Genomic DNA, 20,161 nt, shown 5'->3' with positions numbered 1-20,161 from the left:
AATGGACCAGCCAAATAAGGAATTTAAAATTTATTTTAAAAATTTATTCTTTACAATTTAACTGCTGATCTTTAATTTCATACCCGGTTTCAAATCATTGCCTTTAATTCCGTTCCAATTTTCTATATCAGATACCGTTATTCCAGGAAATTTTTGTGCTATTTTAAATAAAGAATCGCCTTTTTTGACCAAGTAATGTGCTGTTTTTTCAGTAGTAGAAACCACTTGTTTTTTGTCTGATAAAATTAATATTTTCTTCCCTACTACAACATTGTTGTCTTTCAAATCATTCCATTCTTGAAGTGAAGCTACCGACACATTGTATTTCTTGGCTATAGATCCTAAATTATCGCCTTTAATTACATTGTAAGTTAAGAAGTTTTTGATGTCAATTTCATTCTTAACTACGGCAACTTCTTCCGTTCTCAAGACTTTCAGTTTGCTGTCTAATTTTACATTGGAATCTTCTAAGTTGTTCAACTCTTTCAATTCAGCCACCGAAATATTGAACTTTCGTGCAATTGTGGATAAATTATCGCCCTTTTGCACGGTGTAAAACGTTACTTCTTTATCGTCATCATCTGAAGTTTCTACATCAGAAGAAGCGACAGCCGTCTCTTTTTCTTTTTCAACAACTGTTGGCGCTACTTTGGATTTTGGAACAGCTTCCTTTACTATAGAAACAATTTTTAATTTTGAACCTGTATTAATTGTGCTGCTTCGTAGGTTATTCCAACGTTTTAAATCCGAAACGGCAACATTATATTTATTAGAAATTAAACCTAAACTTTCGCCACGACGTACAGTATGGTATTTCGTTTTGGTATTATATTTTGAATTTGAAGCGGTATCATTAGAAGCTACTCTTGAACTAGAAACAAAATAAGGCATTTCAATTTTATCACGTTCTTTATCTATGTAAGCGTAAATTTTATCTTCGTTAGAAGTAAAAACCGCAATTTTTTCTTTTGGCAATCTTAAATAATGAGGCTTATCTGGATAAAAAGGGACCACATTCATTTTATAAACAGGATTTAACAACTGGATTTGCGAAACCGGAACATCCATTAAATCAGCAATTTGCTTAAAGCTCATTTCTTTTCTAACCATTACAGTGTCTGTTTCAAAATGCTTTACTAAAGCGCGATTCGGTACAATTCCGTGTTCTTTGTGGTATTCATAAATATACATTGTTGCTAAAAATGCAGGTACATATCCTTGTGTTTCCTTTGGTAAATATTTTCTGATGTTCCAATAGTTTTGTTGACCTCCAGAACGTCTGATTGCTTTTGCAACATTTCCCGCTCCCGAATTGTAAGATGCCAAAACCAATTCCCAATCCCCGAAAATACGGTACATATTGGTCATGTATTGAGCCGCTGCTTTACTGGATTTGATGGGATCGCTTCTTTCATCAACAAAAGAATCTACATTCAGATTATACTCTTTACCCGTTGCATACATAAATTGCCACAAACCGGTAGCTCCTACTCTAGAAACTGCTTTTGGGTTTAATGCTGATTCTACTATTGATAAATATTTAATTTCTAGAGGAACATTTTGCTTTGCCAATGCTTCTTCGAAAGTTGGAAAATAATACTCTGAAATAGCCATCAAGCGCTCAAAAGATTTTTTTCTGTTTTTCAAAAAGGATTTAATTACGTTTTCAACGGCAGGATTGTATTGAATATTGAAAGGAGATTTGGCATCCATTTCCTTAAAACGTTTTTTCAAAAGTTCCGTAGAAAGTTCATAATCCACTTTTTCATCAATGTCCATTGTGGCAATGTCATTCAGTAGCTCAGGAAAAATATCTTGATTGGTCAATTCTTTTAACCACAAACTGTCTACGCAAGCGGCAACTTCATCATGGACAAAACTGGCTTTTACAGAATCAAGATAGGAAAGTTTTACTAAAGGAGGATTGATTTGAGACGAAACTGAATCTTGCGAAAAAACGGTTCCCGAAATCACTAAGGCAGCGGCAACGACTAAATTTCTTGTATTCATTTATTTATTTTTTGGTTAATTGCTTGCAACAAATATTAAGCCATTACAAGCATTCAAATTTATTTTATAATGCGTCAAAATCTAACTTGGTAGGTATCAAGTTAGATTTCAACCAGATGCATCACAATGCAAACATAATAATCTTATAACAAAATCATTACATGCTATAACTTAAATTTTTTATAATTATTATATTAACAAGAATATTTAATCTAGTATGGCTGCAATTCCTGGTAACGTTTTACCCTCCAACATCTCCAGCATTGCCCCACCACCAGTGGAAACATAGCTCATCTGATCTTCCAAATGAAACTGTTTTACAGCTGCAACAGAATCGCCACCGCCTACTAAAGAAAAAGCGCCGTTTTGTGTAGCCTCTGCAATATATTTTCCTAACGAAATAGTTCCATTAGCAAATTTCTCCATTTCAAATACACCTAATGGTCCGTTCCAAAGAATAGTTTTAGATTCTAAAATTACTTTTTTAATCTGTTCCAATGATTTTGGTCCAGCATCTAAACCTTGCAATCCGTCAGGAATTTCATTTACATTTACAATTTTTGTTTCTGCATCATTTGAAAAAGCGTTTGCTGCAATAACATCAACAGGCAGATGTACTTGAACGCCTTTTTCCTTAGCGATTTTTAAAATTTCTAACGCCAATTCTTGTTTGTCGTCTTCGCAAATAGAGTCACCAATTTTTCCGCCTTGTGCTTTGATGAACGTAAAAGTCATTCCGCCACCAATGATTAAGTGGTCCACTTTATCCAAAATATTTTCAATAACCGTGATTTTTGAAGATACTTTTGAACCGCCTAATACTGCGGTAACAGGTTTTTTAGAATCTTTCAACACTTTATTCAAACTCTCTATTTCGGCTGCTAATAAGTTCCCGAAACACTTTGCATCCGGAAAAAATTGTGCAATAATGGTGGTTGAGGCATGTGCTCTGTGGGCTGTACCAAAGGCATCGTTTACATAAATATCTCCCAGCCACGCTAATTCTTCGGCAAATTCCACGTCTCCTGCTTCTTCTTCTGGATAAAAACGTAAATTTTCTAGTAATAAAATTTGGCCAGTCTGCAAATTATTTGCGGCATCCTGCGCAATTTCTCCTCTGCAATCTGTGGCAAATTTCACCTCGTGTCCTAAAATTTCACTTGCTTTTGCAACAATATGCTTTAATGAATATTTTTCTTCTTTTCCTTTTGGTCTTCCTAAATGCGACATTAAAATAACACTTCCACCATCCGCTAAAATGGCGTCAATGGTTGGTTTTGCAGCTTGAATTCGGGTGGCATCGGTTACATTAAATTCGGCATCCAAAGGCACATTAAAATCCACGCGAACCAATGCTTTTTTATTTTTAAAACTAAAATCTTGAAGGGTTTTCATATTTGCTTGTGTTTTATTTTAATTGAGAAAGACAAATATAGGATTTTTGTATGATTTTAAAAGGTGGCCGAAATGATAGACTGCTCCCAAAATTTTGTGAATTATACTTTTGACTGCATTAATCCTGGCAAAAGTCATCTACAAGCAGCCTTTTTTACTTTTGGCAGGGAAGATTTGATTCCTGCAATGTTTCACTCCACAGTGATTGCTATGCATTAGAAATTACCAGATTCGCTTGGAATTTTTAAATATTATTTGGAACGACATATTGAAATGGATAGCGACCATCACAGTAATCTCGCTTTAGAAAAGACTTTCAAACTTTGCGGTACCGATGCCAATTTTTGGCAAGAAGCCGAAGAAGCATCCATTAAATCAATGCAACAACGACTTGCACTTTGGAACGGCATTCATGATGCTATTGTATTGAAGAAAGAAAAAATGATAACCTCCTAGTGTAACTAACAACTAAAAAACCGTATAAAATAATTTATACGGTTTTAGTTTTAAATCTTCTAATTGGCGTAAATCTCTAATAAATAATATAGGCTTTGTTTTCATTGCATCCAATGGTAAATTCATTGATTCCTTTTTCCAAATCAAATCCTTCAACCATTATTTCATTTATTTTCTGTGAATTTGTAATGGAATCAGATACTTTAATTTTAATAGTCAAACCTTGTTTCAGGTTGTTATTGGATAAACCGTATCCCACTTTTTTACCGTTTTGTGCAAAAGCATCTATTGGTGAAAATTTTTGAAAAGCATCTTCAAAACTAACTTCTACCTTCTTATTTTTCCAATCAGACGCTGCACTTTTTTCAAACACAATGGAATTACTATCGGTCTTAGCTCCACGAGCAACTTCAACTCTACTATTTTCGTCCGTAGAAGAACAGCTCGTAATAATTGACGTTAGAAAAATTACAAAAAATAAGGTTGGGATAAAAAGAAGATTTTTCATAATCAAATGTTTAATTTTGATGGTGTAAAAATACATCGCTTAACTACTGGTAAAAATCCCTATAAGTAGGTATTTTTAAGCAATTTACAACTATTTTATAACATACAACCTATTTTCATGAAATCAGAAAAAGAGAAAATGCTATCAGGTGAAAATTATTCAGCTGCTAATAAAGAACTGGTTAAGGAACGGATTCATGCCAAAAAACTATTATATAAAATCAATGTCACCGAATATTGGATGAATAAAAGTACGCGGAAACTAATTGCAGAACTGTTGTCGAATTCAAAAAATGTAGTTCATATCGAACCTCCATTTCATTGTGATTATGGCTATAATATTGAATGCGGTGAAAATGTTTTCTTTAATGTAAATTGTGTCGTATTGGATTCCATGAAAGTCACAATTGGTTCAAATGTATTATTTGGACCTGGAGTTCATATTTATACTGCCTCACATCCGCTAAATAAATTAGAACGTCAGAATACCGAAATTGCAAAACCAGTAAATATCGGTGATGATTGTTGGATAGGTGGTCAAGTTGTAATTTGTCCGGGTGTAACGATTGGTTCGGGAAGTGTTATTGGAGCTGGTTCTGTGGTTACAAAAGACATTCCTGAAAACTGTTTAGCCGTTGGAAATCCGGCGAAAGTCATTCGGAAACTGAATGAAAATAACGAATTGTAATTTTAGTTCCCGAAATGTTTCGATTTTAACCGTTTTGAATATCTTTGTCAAATGCAGTTTTCAGAAATCATTGGTCAAGAGCACCTCAAAAATCACCTTACTAAAAGTGCAGATTCCGGCCGGATTCCGCATGCTCAACTTTTTGTCGGTCCAGAAGGTTCGGGAACTTTGGCTACAGCCATAGCTTATGCTCAATATATTTTGTGCAAAAATTCTAGTGGCGAAAATGAAGGTGGAAATGAAAGTTGCAATCTAAAGTTTAGCAACCTGACGCATCCGGATTTGCATTTTGTATATCCAACGGTTACTACAACCGACGTCAAAACCAAGCCAAAAAGCATTGATTTCATTACCGATTGGCGCGCTTTTTTAAAGGAGAATCCGTACGGTAGTTTGTTTGATTGGCTCAATTTTCTTGAAGCTGGAAACAAACAAGGGGAAATTCGCGTGGACGATGCACAAGAAATTGTCCGTGTCCTATCGTTGAAATCCTATGAAGGCGGTTATAAAGTGATGATCATTTGGATGGCCGATAAAATGAATATTGCCGCTTCTAATAAATTGTTGAAATTATTGGAAGAACCAACGGATCGAACGTTATTTCTACTTGTTGCCGAAAATGAAGAAGATATTATTCAAACGATTTTATCGCGTTGTCAAGTGTTGCATTTTAATGGTTTAAGCGAAAATAACATTGCCGAAAGGTTAATGACTCAATTTAATATTGAAGAACGCGATGCAAAGAAATTAGCGCACCAAGCTCAAGGCAATTTCAATAAAGCGCTGAAATTAATCAATGAAAATGGCGAAGACACTGCTTTTGAAGAATGGTTTGTGCAATGGGTTCGAGCGGCTTTTCGGGCCAAAGGAAATGCAAGTGCCATTAGCGATTTGATAAAATGGAGCGAAACCATTGCTGGAATCGGTCGAGAGACACAAAAAAAATTCTTGAATTATTGTATTGAAATGTTTCGTCAAGCCTTACTGATTAACTATCAAACCACCAGTTTGGTATACATGGAACCTAAAGTTGCGAAGTTTAAACTCGAAAATTTTGCTCCTTTTGTCAATGGTAGTAATATTGACGCTATTTTTGCTGAACTTTCTGACGCCATTTATCACATCGAACGTAACGGAAATGCTAAAATTATACTGACCGATTTATCTATAAAACTGACTCGTTTAATTCACAAAAAATAAAAATATGATCACTAGTAATATCCCCTTCATCCTTGTTTTACTTTTGTTAGCCGCCACATTTATTCAATCCGGTTATGATAAAACGATGTATTGGCAAGATAATTTAGGTTGGTTAAAAGGACATTTTGCAAAGACACCTATTAAAAATATGGTTCCTGCTTCCCTATTCATAATTCTTGTTTTAGAATTAATTTCTGGAATTTTGTGTTTAGCTGGAATTTTACAATTAATGATGAACAACCAACGTACTTTTGGATTTTATGGAGCCGTAATGAGTTGTATTACCTTGATTTTCTTACTTGTTGGACAACGAATGGCAAAGGAATATGAAGGTGCAAAAACGATTGTGATTTACTTTATTCCGGCAATTATAGCGTGTTATTGGTTGAGTTAAATTAAACGCGATTCAAATTTGCTTTAAACATCTTTAATTCATCCCACGAAAATTCTGAACCGTACTTTTCTTTTAAAGGATTAAGTGATTCTTCGCTGTAGCCGTAAAATGCTTGTTCTAATTTCTCAAGAAGTAATGAAGGTAAAACGTCTTTAATATCTATTTTTCCGGCTTCAATAAGTTTAGCAATATGTCCAGAAATGGTTTGTTTGGTTAATTTTCGAGCGATAGCAATAGCTTCAATTGAATTATTTTCCAACCACATTTCATGCGTTTCTTCAAAAGTATTTTTCTTCAGGATTTTTTTCTCCTTTTTTGTGGAAGTGTAGCGGTTTTCATCCACATTATCTTCGACTAAAGTTCCTCTTTGATCTTTAAAATCTTCTTTTACCGCTTGCAAAATTGTGCCTTTGTACGTTTTAATTTCATACGAAGTTAAATTATCTTTGTCCATCAATTGTCCCGAAAGCACCACAATAATTAATTTTTGCGCTTTCATTAAACTCAAGACGGTTTTGATTTGTGCATTTTCCAATTCAAGAAGTTCAGTATAAAATCCCTTCGCTTTTTTAAGACGCACTACTTCTTCCATTTTAAATAATAAGTCGTACACCATTTGATCTAAAACAGGCATGAAATAATTATACGCTGCGGTAAAACGTTCTTGTAAAAAATCTAAATCGACCTTTGGTTGTCGGAAAATAGAATGCAGTTGACTTATAAATTTTTGTGCAAGCGGAACTATTTTGTCCAACGCATCGTACTGCTTTTTCGCCCAGACGGCATGCAAAGATTGCGTAGATCTACTTTCATCATTTTTATAAGAAAACAAATGATTGCGCCATTCTTGCAATAAATTTTCCCACTCGAAAGTAGTAGTCAGCGATTTATACAAGAAATGCTGCGTGTCCAATTGCAGTTCATGCGCTAGTTTTTCTTCTGAACACTTATTTTCGGCATATTGCATGACTTCTTTATCATTGGAAAAGCCGTTCATGGTTAATGGAGATAGCAATATAAGACCGTTTAAGGAACGTAATCTAGAAAGCGCAACGTAAGCTTGTCCAGGCATAAAAACTTGCGAAACATCAATCGCTGCTTTGTCAAAGGTCAAACCTTGGCTTTTATGAACCGTTATTGCCCAAGCTAATTTTAATGGAAATTGTGTAAACGTTCCTAAAACTTCTTCTTCGATCTCTTTAGAAGTTTCATTTACAGAATAACGGATGTTTTTCCATTCAAAACGTTCTACTTCAATTACCTTTTTTTCTTCGGGAAATTCAACCAAAACTTCATTTTTAGAAACGGACTTAATCAAACCCATTTTACCGTTGAAGAAATTTTTGTCCGCCGAAGTATCATTTTTGACAAACATGACTTGAGCGCCTTTTTTGAGTTTCAAATCTGCTTCTATCGGGAAAATTTTATCTGGAAAATCATCTACTACGTCGGCTCTTAAAGTAATTTCTGTGCCAACTAATTCAGACAGCGCTTCCTTATTTATGGCGTCCACTTTATGATTATGCGTGGTCAACATGATGTACCCTTCGTTTTTCTTTGGATCAAAATCAAGCTGAACGTACTTGTTAAGTGTGTCGCGTTGTTCCACAGAAATGGTATTGTTACGCAAACTGTCCAGCAAATCAATGAACGTGTTATCGTCTTGCCTAAAAATTTTAGAAAGTTCAAGGTACAAAGGTGGATTTTGCTGCACCACTTGGGAGTGGAAAAAGAATTTTCCGCCGTAATACTTTCGCAATACATTCCATTCTTCATCCTTAATTACGGGAGGTAGTTGCAATAAGTCGCCAATAAAAAGTACTTGAATTCCACCAAATGGAACTTTCTTTTTTCGTACGGTCTGCATCATGAAATCCATGGCGTCCAAAACATCCGGACGCAACATGCTGACTTCATCAATTATCAACAATTCCATATTCTGAATGACTGCTTTTTTAACGCCATTCATTCGGAAATGTCTTCCCAAAGTGTTCTTGTTCTCGAATTTAATGTTATTGGAAAAGTCGTTTTGGAAAATTTTATCAGGAATAAAACCGCCAAAAGGCAATTGGAACATCGAATGAACGGTTACTCCACCTGCATTTAACGCAGCGATACCCGTTGGCGCGACCACCACCACATTTTTATGTGTAGTTTCTAGTATCTTTCTTAGCAACGTAGTCTTTCCCGTTCCTGCTTTTCCTGTTAGAAATACAGAACGATTGGTTTGATTGACAAACTTAAGTACATAATCAGCGGTTGAAGCAATAGTATCCATTTGGCATAGAGATAAGTATTAAAAATATAATGCAGGTATCAAATCTACAAAAAAAAGTAATCCAAAAAAAAACCTCCCCAAAGGAAGGCTTATTCTATTGTTTAGCAAAATTATTTTTTTGCTTCTTCTTTCTCAGCATCTGTAGCAGGCTCTTTCTTTGCATCTGCTGCATATTTTTCATTGATCAATTTAATTACCTCTGCAGTAATATCATATTGATCTTTTGCATATAAAACCGTTGCTGCATCTCCTGTACCATAGATAAAGTCGTATCCTTTATCTTTTCCGTAACCTTTAATAAAAGATTTTACACCTTTTACCAAACTGTCCATTTCGGTAGCACTTTCAGTTTGCAACTTTTGACCCACACTTTGAGCTGCGTATTGCAAACGTTGTTGTTTTTGCTCTAATTCAGCGTTTTTTTGTTGAGCCCATGCCTGACCATTGGCTTGCGCGTTTTTTTGAAAATTAGCTACTTCCGCTTTAAAGTTAGCTTCTTCAACTTCAAATTTCTTTGCTTCCGCTTCCGACTTCGATTTAAATTTTGCTTCTAAATCTTTTGCCTCAGTATACTCTTCCATTAATTTGGCTGTATCCACATAAGCTGTTTTCATTTCGTTGGAAGTGGTAGTTTGCTCTTTGTTACAAGAAATAATTGAAACAGCAAGAGCGATAATCAAAAGTGATTTTTTCATTTTATAAATGTGAAAGTTAATTTTTTATTTGGACGTCAAAAATAGTAAAAAAGTATTGGATTCTGAAATTTATAATTAATCTACTTCAAATGAAGTAATATAGATTTTAATTATGACAAAAACATTTATAATAGTGAAATAACCGAAATATTGAATTAAATTAATTAGTTCTAAGAAACTTTCAAAAAAAAGTAATATTAATTCTTATCCAAAACCACAAACGTGTCTTAAATCGCCTTATTTTGTATTTTTATCATTTTTTATGACGTAAATGATCGATGAATACTGAAAACGCTTCTTTGCTTTCCAATTGGATCTGAGACCCATCACTATTCCTTTAAAAAAGTTCATGTATCCTTTCTTGTATTTTTCAGAAAGCAAGCTTACGTAAAATGCATCCCACTTCATCGGTAGCATTTTAATTACGGTCATGTTCTTTTCTTGAAACAGCACCTTAATCGACTTTTTCGAAAAATGCCACAAATGTCTAGGTACATCAAAAGCCGCCCAATGCCGCTTATAATATTTTGCATCAAAGGATCTGAAGTTTGGAACCGCAATGACAATTGTTCCATTAGGTTTCAAGATCCGCTTTAACTGTTTCACCTGTTCATCTAAATCTGGTACATGTTCTAAAACATGCCACATTGTAATTACATCAAAACTGTTATTTTCCAATGATTGGATATCTGTAGCAAAAATAATCCCTTTATCAGAAGCTACTTTTCGCGCTCCCTCATTGGGTTCTATTCCTGTAACCGTCCAATTGTTTTTCTGTGCCAAATCCAGAAAATGTCCCGTTCCCGCCCCAATGTCCAACAACGCTCCTTTTTCAGGTTGAAACTGCTCGATTACTTTTAATTTATTTTTTAAAGTGAAACTTCGCACAATTTGATACACCTTGCTAAACAATCCAGTTTTCTTATCTGAATGCGAAATGTAATCTTCACTTTCGTAATAATTTGGTAAATCGATCAAGCTTGGTTTTGGAAACGTAATCAACATATCGTATTTTACATCGCGATACAATGCAAAAGTTTCTTTGGAAACCGAAAAGTCTTTGACCGTTAAATAAATCTTTTTAGCGTTATCTGTCATTGCTGAAATATTCTTCTTTTAAAATTTGGAGGTACTTTATGGTAATATTTTGATATAAGGAATTGTCACTTAAACAATCTTCATTGGTATCATTAGTAACAGATAATACAATGAAATCTTCTTGATTTCCCATTTTCGATAGATCAGGAATTTGATTTTTCAATGCAAAATCAAATGTATTTATATATTTCAACGTCTCATCTGAATCGTAAACATGTAGTATGAAATTTTTATCATTCAATACAAATGGTATTTCTCTTTCATTGAGTGTTTGCAATTTATATTGTATTGCCAAAAATTGTTGAAAAGGAATACTCTTTTTATTATTTTCAAAAACAAAGGCCGTTAAACCATCGTATCCTAATATCTCTTTTCCATTTGGAACCAACACATAATCTTCAATAAAGTATTTAGGCTTTTGGATTCCGCAACCAACTGTAATCAGAATTAAAATCAGAATCACAACTAACCTACTATTCACAAGCCTTAACAAAGTTGTTCCACGTGAAACACTCATTTTATCTTCCCATGTAAATAAGCAATACCGAAATATCACTTGGTGAAACTCCGCTAATTCTTGACGCTTGAGAAATGGTGACTGGACGAATCTTCGACAGTTTTTGTTTCGCTTCAATCGACATCGATTTGATTTTTTCGTAATCAAAGTTCTCTGGAATCTTTACATCTTCTAACCGAGTTAACTTATCTGCATTGTTTCGTTCCTTCTCAATATATCCAGAATATTTAACCTGAATTTCAGCTTGCTCTAAAATTTCTTGGTCTACATTAGCGTTAGCAACATATTCTTTTACTTTTTCAAACTTCATTACATCAGCTAAATCAATTTGAGGTCGAGAAAATATCTTAAACATCTTATCCGATTGGGAAACTAAAGCACTCCCCTTTTCCTCTAAAACTGGATTTGCTTCTGCGATACTTACACTTGTTTCTTTGAAGAAATTAACCATCTTCTCTGCTTCATTGAATTTGTGTTCCATTCTTCGCAAACGCTTTTCCGAAGCTAAACCAATTGCAAATCCTTTTGGAGTTAATCGTTCGTCTGCATTATCTTGTCTCAACAGCGTTCTGTATTCCGCTCTTGAAGTAAACATTCTGTAAGGTTCTTCTGTTCCTTTCGTAATTAAATCATCAATTAAAACGCCAATATAAGCTTCGTCACGTTTCAATATCAACGGTTCTTTTTCATTAATTTTCAAATGTGCATTAATTCCAGCCATCAATCCTTGCGAAGCCGCTTCTTCATAACCTGTAGTACCGTTAATTTGTCCAGCAAAATACAAACCTGAAACTAACTTCGTTTCAAGAGTATGTTTCAATTGTGTTGGTGGAAAGTAATCATATTCGATAGCATATCCTGGACGGAAAAATTTGACTTTTTCAAAACCAGCGACTGATTTCAAAGCTTTATACTGAATGTCTTCCGGCAAAGAAGTCGAAAATCCGTTTACATAAACTTCACACGTCTTCCAACCTTCTGGCTCAATAAACAATTGATGTCTTTCTTTATCAGCAAAACGATTGATTTTATCTTCGATTGATGGACAATACCTTGGACCCATACTTTGAATTCTACCATTAAACATTGGCGAACGGTCAAAACCTTCTCTCAAAATATCATGAACATCCAAAGAAGTATAAGTCATATGACAAGAACGTTGATGAACCAACGGTTTTGTTTCGTCCGAATAAGAGAATTTATCAGGCTTTGCATCACCTAATTCTTCATTCATTTTGGTATAATCCAAAGAACGGCCATCCACTCGAGGAGGCGTTCCTGTTTTCATTCTTCCAGATTCAAAACCAGCTTTCACTAAATCTTCGGTAATTCCGTATGCGGCACTTTCTCCAGCTCTACCTCCACCAAATTGTTTTTCGCCAATATGTATCAATCCATTCAAGAAAGTTCCATTGGTTAAAACAACCGCTTTCGAACGGATTTCAGTTCCAAGCGAAGTACGAATTCCTTTTACAACTCCATTTTCAATAATCAATCCTTTCACCATTTCTTGATAGAAGTCAAGATTAGGCGTCCCTTCCAACATCATTCTCCATTCTTCTGCAAAACGCATTCGGTCACTTTGAACTCTCGGCGACCACATTGCTGGACCTTTCGACTTGTTCAACATCTTAAATTGAATCGCGGTATTGTCAGAAACAATTCCTGAATAGCCACCCAAAGCGTCAATCTCACGCACAATTTGACCTTTTGCAATTCCACCCATGGCAGGATTACAAGACATTTGAGCGATGTTCTGTAAACTCATTGTAACCAATAAAGTTTTAGAACCCATATTCGCTGCAGCAGCGGCTGCTTCTGAACCGGCATGTCCGGCTCCAACAACAATCACATCATAAATCTCTTCAAACATCTATTTTCTTTGTATAATTTTAAACCAAATTAACCAATCCATTAAATTGTTCCACGTGGAACAATTAATCTCAATCAAGATACTTGGTTCTTATTGTTCCACGTGGAACATTTGGATTTTCTCTTCTTCTTTAGTTCGCATGTTAACTTCTTCCTCAGGAGATTTATCTTTAAAGCCACAGTAATGCAAAATGCCATGAACTATAACACGCTGCAATTCGTCTGCAAAAGACACCTCGAAATCTTTAGCATTATCAGCAACTCTTTCGACAGAGATAAAGATATCGCCGTGCAATTCGTTTCCGACAGAATAGTCGAAACTGATGACATCAGTTAGTGTATCGTGCTCTAGGTATTCGACATTGAGCTTATGTAGATACTCATCATCACAAAAGATGTAATTGATGTCTCCCTCCTTCTTACCTTCCGATAAAATTACACGAGAGATCCAATCTTCAAAAGCGGACTCGTTACCTAATTCAAAATCTGTTTCGTAGTTAAAACTAATCATTTACATTAAAATATTCCTTAACCTTCTGGCTAAAATTCGAGCGCAAAGGTAAGCTTTGTCGGTTTAATATTTCTATGCTGTTTAAATATTCTTTCAATGCCGGAGTTAGAGCGCCTTTACTACCGTCAAATTGCTTTGTATTGGCTTCAGCTTGCCTTTTCTCTTCCTCCCCTTGCTGTTGCATAGCTTTGTCCAATTTGAGCAATTCGTAATTCAAATTCAAAACCTTCTGCAAAGTTTCATTTTTAAAACCTTCATTAAGCAATTGCTTTTCGATTTCTTTCATCTTATCCAAAGTACCTTGACCACTTCCTGACATTCCCTTCTTGTTCAATTCATTTTGCAAAGCTTCTCTCAATTGTCTTTGCTCTTTGTAAATTTCCATTATTTCCTTGGCATTTCCTTCACCGTTTTCGCCATTTTCACCTTCACCATCTTTACCACCACTACCCGATTGTCCCGGTTTTTGACCTGGCTTCTGACCTGGTTTTTGTCCACTTTCTCCTTCTTTACCTTCACCTTCTTTCTTACCGCTTTCTTTACCTTTCTTCATTCCCTCCTTCATTTTTTCTCCAAGACCTTTTTGCTTCATCATAATATCTGGTAATTGCATCTCCCCTTTTCCGGAGCTTGGTTTTGGCTTGCCTTGACCTGAACCTGAAAGCGACATTTGCATATTATTCAAAACATCACTCAACATATCCGCTAATTTATTTGCAGCTGAAATCGTGTATTGTTGGTGAGACGTACCTCGAGAAACATTGGTTTCAACCAAATTATCTAACGCTTTTTCAATATTATAATGTACGTTTCCAATCTCTTTTGTAATAGTCTCGTTGAGTTGTGGATTACGTAACGATAAAGCAAACAAGCTATCATCTACATGCTGGAATTGCAATCGTAAATCTTGCTGTGTTTTTAAATACTTATTATACGAAGGCGTACCACGTTTCAAATTTTGAAAACTCTTCATCAAGTCTTCTTGTGAAAATGAAAACGAAAGTAAATTATCCATTACTTGACGCAACATCGCAACATCTTCTTCCATTTGTTCTTTGTCGCCACCAGCCGTACTTTCTTCCATCGCACCCGACATTTCGTTCATTTTTTTCGCAGCACTTTTTTGTTTCGGCTTTGCTTTCTTGGCATTGTCTTTCTGAAGTTCTTCTTTCGCTTTTTCTAAATCTTCGTCAATACTTTTCTCTTGCTCTTTGTCCATCGGAATATCCATCGGAGCTTTTAATTCCTCATTTTCCTTTTCCAATTCTTTTAAATCTTCTTGAATTGCATCAAATTCTTTGTTGATTTTATCTTGATTCTCGGCATTGTTCTTATCTTCTTTTTCAGATAATTGTTCTTGTTTCTTTGCAAGCTCTTCCAACTTATCCGCAATTTGTTCTGCTTTATTTTCAACGTAAAAACGCTTTGTAAGTTCCACCAATTGTTCCAAAGTTTTTGCTTGGTTTTTACTGACTTGTTTGAACTGTTCCATTTTCTCAAACAATTCTTCCTGCTTGATTTTATCGTTCAACTTCTGCAATTCGTCCAAAAGCTTTTGATTTTTTTCTAAATCTTTTTGGCTTTCTTCTAATCGTTTTTGCAAAGCTTCTTTGAATTCATCCTTTTTATCCGATTTGATTTTATCCAAATTCTCGTCCATCTTCTTCGTAAATTGTTTCATCATTTCGTCTTGTTGTTTTTGACGTTTGATAAAATCATCTACTTTTTGTTGGTCTTTAAATTCAAGACTTGATTTCTCTTTGTTCGACTTCTGCAGTTTATCTAATTCTGAAAGTTGCTTGTCTTGCGATTTTAATGATTTCTGCAAACCACTAATATTGCTATTTTGTTCTTGCATCAACTCGTCTTGTTTTTCTTGCACCGTCTGAATGCGTTCAGAAAAAACAGTTGATTTTGTACTTTTGAAATTATGCAAAGCATCGTTATCAAAAACTTCGAAATAATATTCATAAGAAACTCCCTCTTCTACAGGTAAATCTCCAGGAAAGCTAAAAATGAATTGGTCAAAAACATCACGCTTTACAGCTAACTCTTTCTTAAATGTTTTGTTCTTTGCATTCGACGGATAATAGACAATTTGCAATTTCGACAAACCGTAATCATCTGAAATTTGACCAACAATTACGTTTTCATCTACTTTTAAACTGTCTGGAACGTTGTTTACAGCAATAACAGGAAATTGATCCTTAATAACGGATAGTTGATAGTTTAATTTCTCAAAGCTTTGAACGTTCTTATTTGAAGTAATAATTTGATATTCTGTGTTTTGTGAAATAATTTTACTCCAATTAAAGCTGTTATTATCAGCTGTAAAAGTAGATTTAGTCTTAAAATCAGTCCATTCTACCATATCTGTGGATTGAGTTGCCATTTTCCACGTAATTTTTGAACCCTCGGGAACAATTGCATTTCCTGTTCCTTGAATGGATTCAGATTTACGATTCAAATAAGATGGAAACTGAATCGTCATTTCGAAATTTGCAATAGTAGGAACTTCCACTACTTTCAATTCGTAATCGTGTGAAGAAACTTTATTGGCTTCCACGTGGAACGAAATGTTCTTTTGTGGTTTTGAAAAAGTATATTCGAAAACTCCTGCTTTGGAAGTTTCCATAAAATAACTTTCATTATCTATATAAACCATCGCGTTTTCAGGAATTACATTTCCAACGGATTTCACTTGAACTGTAAAATCTGTTCCTTCTTGTGTTTGTAAATCTTTATTCAGAATTACAAATTCAAACGGAGCTGGTGGCGTAAATTGTTCTTTGTAATTCACCACACGATTCAAACTTTGGCTAATCATTTTACTATTTCCTGAAAGGTAGAAAAATGCAAAAAACAGAATTGGCAATATCGCTAAAGGAATGTACTTTCTATTTCCTTTGAAATTAACGGCGTTCTGAAATGGAATTGGCTGAAGCGATTTTGCTTTTTGCTCAATTGAAGCGATTAATAATTCAGAAGAATTTTCATCTTTTGAAAGTTGTAAGAAATTAGTAAGCTTGTCACTGACTTCGCCAAAATGATTTCCAATAATGATTGACGCTTGATTGTAATCAATTCCCTTTTTGATTTTGAACAATTGGAATATTGGAAAAAGAATATAACGAACGACTAAAAGAACTTCGACAATAATAAATGTCAAAAACAAAATCGTTCTTCCTACTGGTTTTAGCCAAAGGAAATATTCGACGAAAAGTGTAAACAAAAGGTACAGTAATCCCAAGCCGACGAAAAATAAAATTCCTTTTATCAATTCGTTGGTGTAGAATTTACGGATAAATGCTTCTAATTTCTGATAAATCAATGCTTTGTTTTCCAAATTGAAATCACTTTTAATTATAACCGCTAAAAGTAATGATTTATATGAACTTAAAATGTTAAAAAAAGTTAGTGGTTTTTAAGTTATAAACCACAAATTGCACAAATTTTCACAAATTAATAGTCTTGCAAAGTTCCCGAAACATTGAAATATTCGTATAAAATGAATCTTTAAAAAATGAAAGGGAATTCATGAATCAAAATTATTCGAGTTAGGGATGTGAACGGAGCTCTTTATTGCTTTGCAGAAAGCAATAAAAGCGGGAGTGGCAGCCCGACCCGACTCATTAAACCTTAAAAATTCTGCGTTAGGAAAGAAATGGAGGGGAACTTCCAAGAATTAAAGAAAATGATAGTGAAAATGCTTAAATTACAGGCAATAAGGAATAATTTATGACACAGATTAAAAAGATTTTCACAGATTAAATCATTTTAATCTTTATAATCTGTGGCAATAAAGATTTTACATATCTTATCTTTGCAAAAAAATATACCTAAAATGTCAAAGCAAGTTCGTGTGCGTTTTGCACCAAGTCCAACGGGACCTTTACATATTGGCGGAGTTAGAACCGCGTTATTCAATTATCTTTTTGCTAAAAAACACGGCGGAACTTTCTATTTGAGAATTGAAGATACCGACCAAAACCGATTTGTTCCAGGTGCTGAAGAGTACATTATGGAAGCTTTGGAATGGTTAGGGATTTCGCCTGATGAAACGGTTGGAAAGAACGAAAAATTTGGTCCTTATCGTCAAAGCGAAAGGAAACATTTGTACCAAAGTTATGCCGAACAATTGATTGCAAACGGTTGGGCTTACTATGCTTTTGACTCTTCGGAAGATTTAGACCAATTGCGTAAAAACACCGAAGAACAAGGAAACACGTTCATTTACAATCATACAATTCGGGAACAATTGGACAATTCACTAACCGTTGAAGCGGATAAAGTAGCCGAACGAATTGCAAAAGGAGAAGATTATGTCATTCGTTTTAAAACGCCTGTGAATGAAATTTTAGAATTAAAAGATATCATTCGTGGCGATATAAAATTTGATTCGAATTTACTTGACGATAAAGTTTTGTTCAAAAGCGACGGAATGCCAACCTACCATTTAGCGAATATTGTGGACGACCATTTAATGGAAACGACACACGTGATTCGTGGTGAAGAATGGTTGCCTTCCCTTCCACTCCACTTTTTGCTTTACAAAGCATTTGGTTGGGAAGCTCCTGAATTTGCACATTTACCTTTGATTTTGAAACCTGTTGGAAACGGGAAATTATCAAAACGAGATGGCGATAAATTAGGGTTCCCCGTATTTCCATTAGAATGGAAAACTGCTGAAGGGATTTCATCAGGTTATAGAGAAAAAGGATTTTTCCCAGAAGCTGTTGTTAACTTCTTGGCTTTGCTAGGTTGGAATGACGGAACGGACAAAGAACTATATTCACTTGAAGAATTAGTAGAAGCATTTGACTTGAATCGAGTTCACAAGGCTGGAGCCAAATTTGACCCGGAGAAAAACAAATGGTTCAACCACCACTACTTAATGTTGCAAAGTGATGATGATTTAGCGAAAGCGTTTGCACCTTTCTTATATGAAAAAGGAATTTCTATTGATTACACGACTTTGGTGAAAATTGTAAGTTCAATTAAAGAACGAGCGAATTTTGTAGAAGAATTTTGGGAACTTGGAGATTTCTTCTTCGTAGCACCAGAAAAATACGACGAAAAAGCAACAAAAAATTGGAAGGAAGAAACACCTCTTTTAATGCAAAACGTAGCTGATTTGTTGAACGAAATAGAAGATTTCAGCTCACTGAATGTGGAAACGACTGTAAAAGCTTGGATGACTGAATTTGAAATAGGAATGGGAAAAGTAATGCAACCTCTGCGATTAAGCGTTGTAGGAGCTTTAAAAGGCCCTCACCTATTTGATATCATTGAGATTATCGGGAAAGAAGAAACGATCAAGCGGATTGAAAAAGCAATCGCAAGTTTATAAAACAAATAAATCCTTTTAGAAGTCAAATTTTAAAAGGATTTTTTGTTGAAAATAAGTTGTAACTTTCCCTTCTTATAAGCGACTTATTTAATAAACAATTAAAACCCAAAAGCAATGGATGTATTTTTTTATGTCATTCTCGTAATAGGATTTTTCCTATTTCTCTCTTCATTTTTTACCGTTAAGCAACAAACGGCAGTTATCATCGAACGTTTCGGAAAATTTACAAGTGTAAGAAGTTCCGGTTTACAACTAAAAATTCCGGTTGTAGATAGAATTGCAGGTAGAGTAAATTTGAAAATTCAACAATTAGACGTTATTATTGAAACTAAAACGAAAGACAACGTTTTTGTGAAAATGAAAGTTTCGGTTCAGTTTAAGGTGATTCAAGATAAAGTGTATGATGCATTTTACAAATTAGAATATCCACACGACCAAATAACGGCTTACGTTTTTGACGTAGTTCGTGCTGAAGTTCCAAAATTGAAATTGGATGATGTTTTCGAAAGAAAAGATGATATTGCAATCGCTGTAAAACGAGAATTGAACGAAGCAATGACTACTTATGGTTACGATATTATCAACACATTGGTAACTGATATCGATCCAGATATTCAAGTGAAAAATGCGATGAACCGAATTAACGCGGCTGACCGTGAAAAAACGGCTGCTGAATTTGAAGCTGAAAGTTCACGAATTAGAATTGTTGCAAAAGCAAAAGCAGAAGCTGAAAGTAAACGTTTACAAGGACAAGGTATTGCCGACCAAAGACGTGAAATTGCTCGTGGATTGGTTGAAAGTGTAGATGTTCTGAATAAAGTGGGAATTAACTCGCAGGAAGCTTCTGCATTGATTGTCGTTACGCAACATTATGATACTTTGCAAGCAATTGGTGCTGATACGAATTCGAATCTAATTTTGCTACCAAATTCGCCACAAGCTGGAAGTGACATGTTAAATAATATGGTCGCTTCATTCTCTGCTTCAAACCAAATTGGTGAAGCAATGAAAGAAGGAAACAGAAACCGTATTGCAAATAAAAAAGCAAAAAAGGCTTCTGACGATTTTAAACCTTCTGACGATTATCAGAATTTAAAAGATGAAGAACAACCAGAAGATGGTGATAATTATGATTCAAGAATTTAATTTCGAGAATTAAAGGAATAAAAAAAAGAGGCTTTACGGCCTCT

The 20,161-nt window shown here is 34.7% G+C and carries 15 protein-coding genes and 1 pseudogene; 6 read left to right on the top strand and 10 right to left on the bottom strand.

Annotation, left to right across the window (positions count from 1 at the left end):
• Positions 1-57: 57 nt before the first annotated feature.
• Both H602_RS0106540 and H602_RS0106535 read right to left on the bottom strand, forming a co-directional pair.
• The gene (locus H602_RS0106540) at positions 58-2,010 is read right to left on the bottom strand and encodes a LysM peptidoglycan-binding domain-containing protein (protein ID WP_026977297.1); all 1,953 of its coding nucleotides are present in this window, start codon (positions 2,008-2,010) and stop codon (positions 58-60) included.
• Between the two features lie 207 nt (positions 2,011-2,217).
• On the bottom strand, positions 2,218-3,405 hold the full coding sequence (locus H602_RS0106535; protein ID WP_026977296.1) for a phosphoglycerate kinase: 1,188 nt from the start codon (positions 3,403-3,405) through the stop codon (positions 2,218-2,220).
• A gap of 72 nt (positions 3,406-3,477) precedes the next feature.
• Between H602_RS0106535 and H602_RS20335 the strand changes: the two are divergent.
• Positions 3,478-3,861 (top strand): annotated as a pseudogene (locus tag H602_RS20335) (DUF3050 domain-containing protein).
• A gap of 76 nt (positions 3,862-3,937) precedes the next feature.
• Here H602_RS20335 and H602_RS0106520 read toward each other — a convergent pair.
• Positions 3,938-4,369 carry a hypothetical protein gene (locus H602_RS0106520; RefSeq protein WP_157504944.1) on the bottom strand — a complete coding sequence of 144 codons (432 nt, stop codon included), beginning with the start codon at positions 4,367-4,369 and terminating at the stop codon, positions 3,938-3,940.
• Positions 4,370-4,486: 117 nt separating this feature from the next.
• Here H602_RS0106520 and H602_RS0106515 point away from each other — a divergent pair, with 117 nt between their 5' ends.
• The 3 genes from H602_RS0106515 to H602_RS0106505 are packed head-to-tail and all read left to right on the top strand — an operon-like array spanning position 4,487 to position 6,650.
• On the top strand, positions 4,487-5,056 hold the full coding sequence (locus H602_RS0106515; RefSeq protein WP_026977293.1) for a sugar O-acetyltransferase: 570 nt from the start codon (positions 4,487-4,489) through the stop codon (positions 5,054-5,056).
• Positions 5,057-5,107: 51 nt separating this feature from the next.
• A complete protein-coding gene (locus H602_RS0106510) occupies positions 5,108-6,256 on the top strand; it encodes a DNA polymerase III subunit (RefSeq protein WP_026977292.1) in 1,149 nt (382 codons plus the stop codon).
• Positions 6,257-6,260: 4 nt separating this feature from the next.
• Positions 6,261-6,650 (top strand): hypothetical protein, encoded by a 390-nt coding sequence (locus H602_RS0106505; RefSeq protein ID WP_026977291.1) that lies wholly within the window; start codon positions 6,261-6,263, stop codon positions 6,648-6,650.
• 1 nt (position 6,651) lies between these two features.
• Here the strand turns inward: H602_RS0106505 and H602_RS0106500 are convergent, their stop codons facing one another.
• The 7 genes from H602_RS0106500 to H602_RS0106470 all read right to left on the bottom strand — a co-directional run bounded on the left by H602_RS0106500 (position 6,652) and on the right by H602_RS0106470 (position 16,967).
• The gene (locus H602_RS0106500) at positions 6,652-8,928 is read right to left on the bottom strand and encodes a helix-turn-helix domain-containing protein (RefSeq protein WP_026977290.1); all 2,277 of its coding nucleotides are present in this window, start codon (positions 8,926-8,928) and stop codon (positions 6,652-6,654) included.
• 110 nt (positions 8,929-9,038) lie between these two features.
• Positions 9,039-9,623, bottom strand: coding sequence for an OmpH/Skp family outer membrane protein (locus H602_RS0106495; protein ID WP_026977289.1), 585 nt, complete (start codon positions 9,621-9,623; stop codon positions 9,039-9,041).
• Positions 9,624-9,860: 237 nt separating this feature from the next.
• Positions 9,861-10,721: a class I SAM-dependent methyltransferase gene (locus H602_RS0106490; RefSeq protein ID WP_026977288.1), complete on the bottom strand. Its 861-nt coding sequence runs from the start codon at positions 10,719-10,721 to the stop codon at positions 9,861-9,863.
• The gene (locus H602_RS0106485; protein ID WP_026977287.1) at positions 10,711-11,238 is read right to left on the bottom strand and encodes a hypothetical protein; all 528 of its coding nucleotides are present in this window, start codon (positions 11,236-11,238) and stop codon (positions 10,711-10,713) included. Before H602_RS0106485 ends, H602_RS0106490 begins: the two co-directional genes overlap by 11 nt.
• Before the next feature lies 1 nt (position 11,239).
• Positions 11,240-13,111, bottom strand: a complete 1,872-nt coding sequence (gene mnmG, locus H602_RS0106480) for a tRNA uridine-5-carboxymethylaminomethyl(34) synthesis enzyme MnmG (protein ID WP_026977286.1) — start codon at positions 13,109-13,111, stop codon at positions 11,240-11,242.
• A gap of 90 nt (positions 13,112-13,201) precedes the next feature.
• The gene (gene ybeY, locus H602_RS0106475) at positions 13,202-13,621 is read right to left on the bottom strand and encodes an rRNA maturation RNase YbeY (RefSeq protein WP_026977285.1); all 420 of its coding nucleotides are present in this window, start codon (positions 13,619-13,621) and stop codon (positions 13,202-13,204) included.
• Positions 13,614-16,967, bottom strand: a complete 3,354-nt coding sequence (locus H602_RS0106470; protein WP_026977284.1) for a DUF4175 family protein — start codon at positions 16,965-16,967, stop codon at positions 13,614-13,616. The genes ybeY and H602_RS0106470 overlap by 8 nt, the downstream gene beginning before the upstream one ends.
• Before the next feature lie 498 nt (positions 16,968-17,465).
• On the opposite strand from H602_RS0106470, the gene gltX reads away from it, so the two are divergent.
• Both gltX and H602_RS0106460 read left to right on the top strand, forming a co-directional pair.
• Entirely contained in the window at positions 17,466-18,971 is a 1,506-nt protein-coding gene (gltX, locus tag H602_RS0106465; RefSeq protein WP_026977283.1) for a glutamate--tRNA ligase, read from the top strand.
• A 114-nt stretch (positions 18,972-19,085) separates the two neighbouring features.
• Positions 19,086-20,117: an SPFH domain-containing protein gene (locus H602_RS0106460; RefSeq protein ID WP_026977282.1), complete on the top strand. Its 1,032-nt coding sequence runs from the start codon at positions 19,086-19,088 to the stop codon at positions 20,115-20,117.
• Positions 20,118-20,161: the final 44 nt, after the last annotated feature.

Source organism: Flavobacterium tegetincola DSM 22377, from assembly GCF_000425485.1.
GTDB classification, from domain to species: Bacteria; Bacteroidota; Bacteroidia; order Flavobacteriales; family Flavobacteriaceae; genus Flavobacterium; species Flavobacterium tegetincola.
This window is presented reverse-complemented; position numbering and strand designations above follow the sequence as displayed.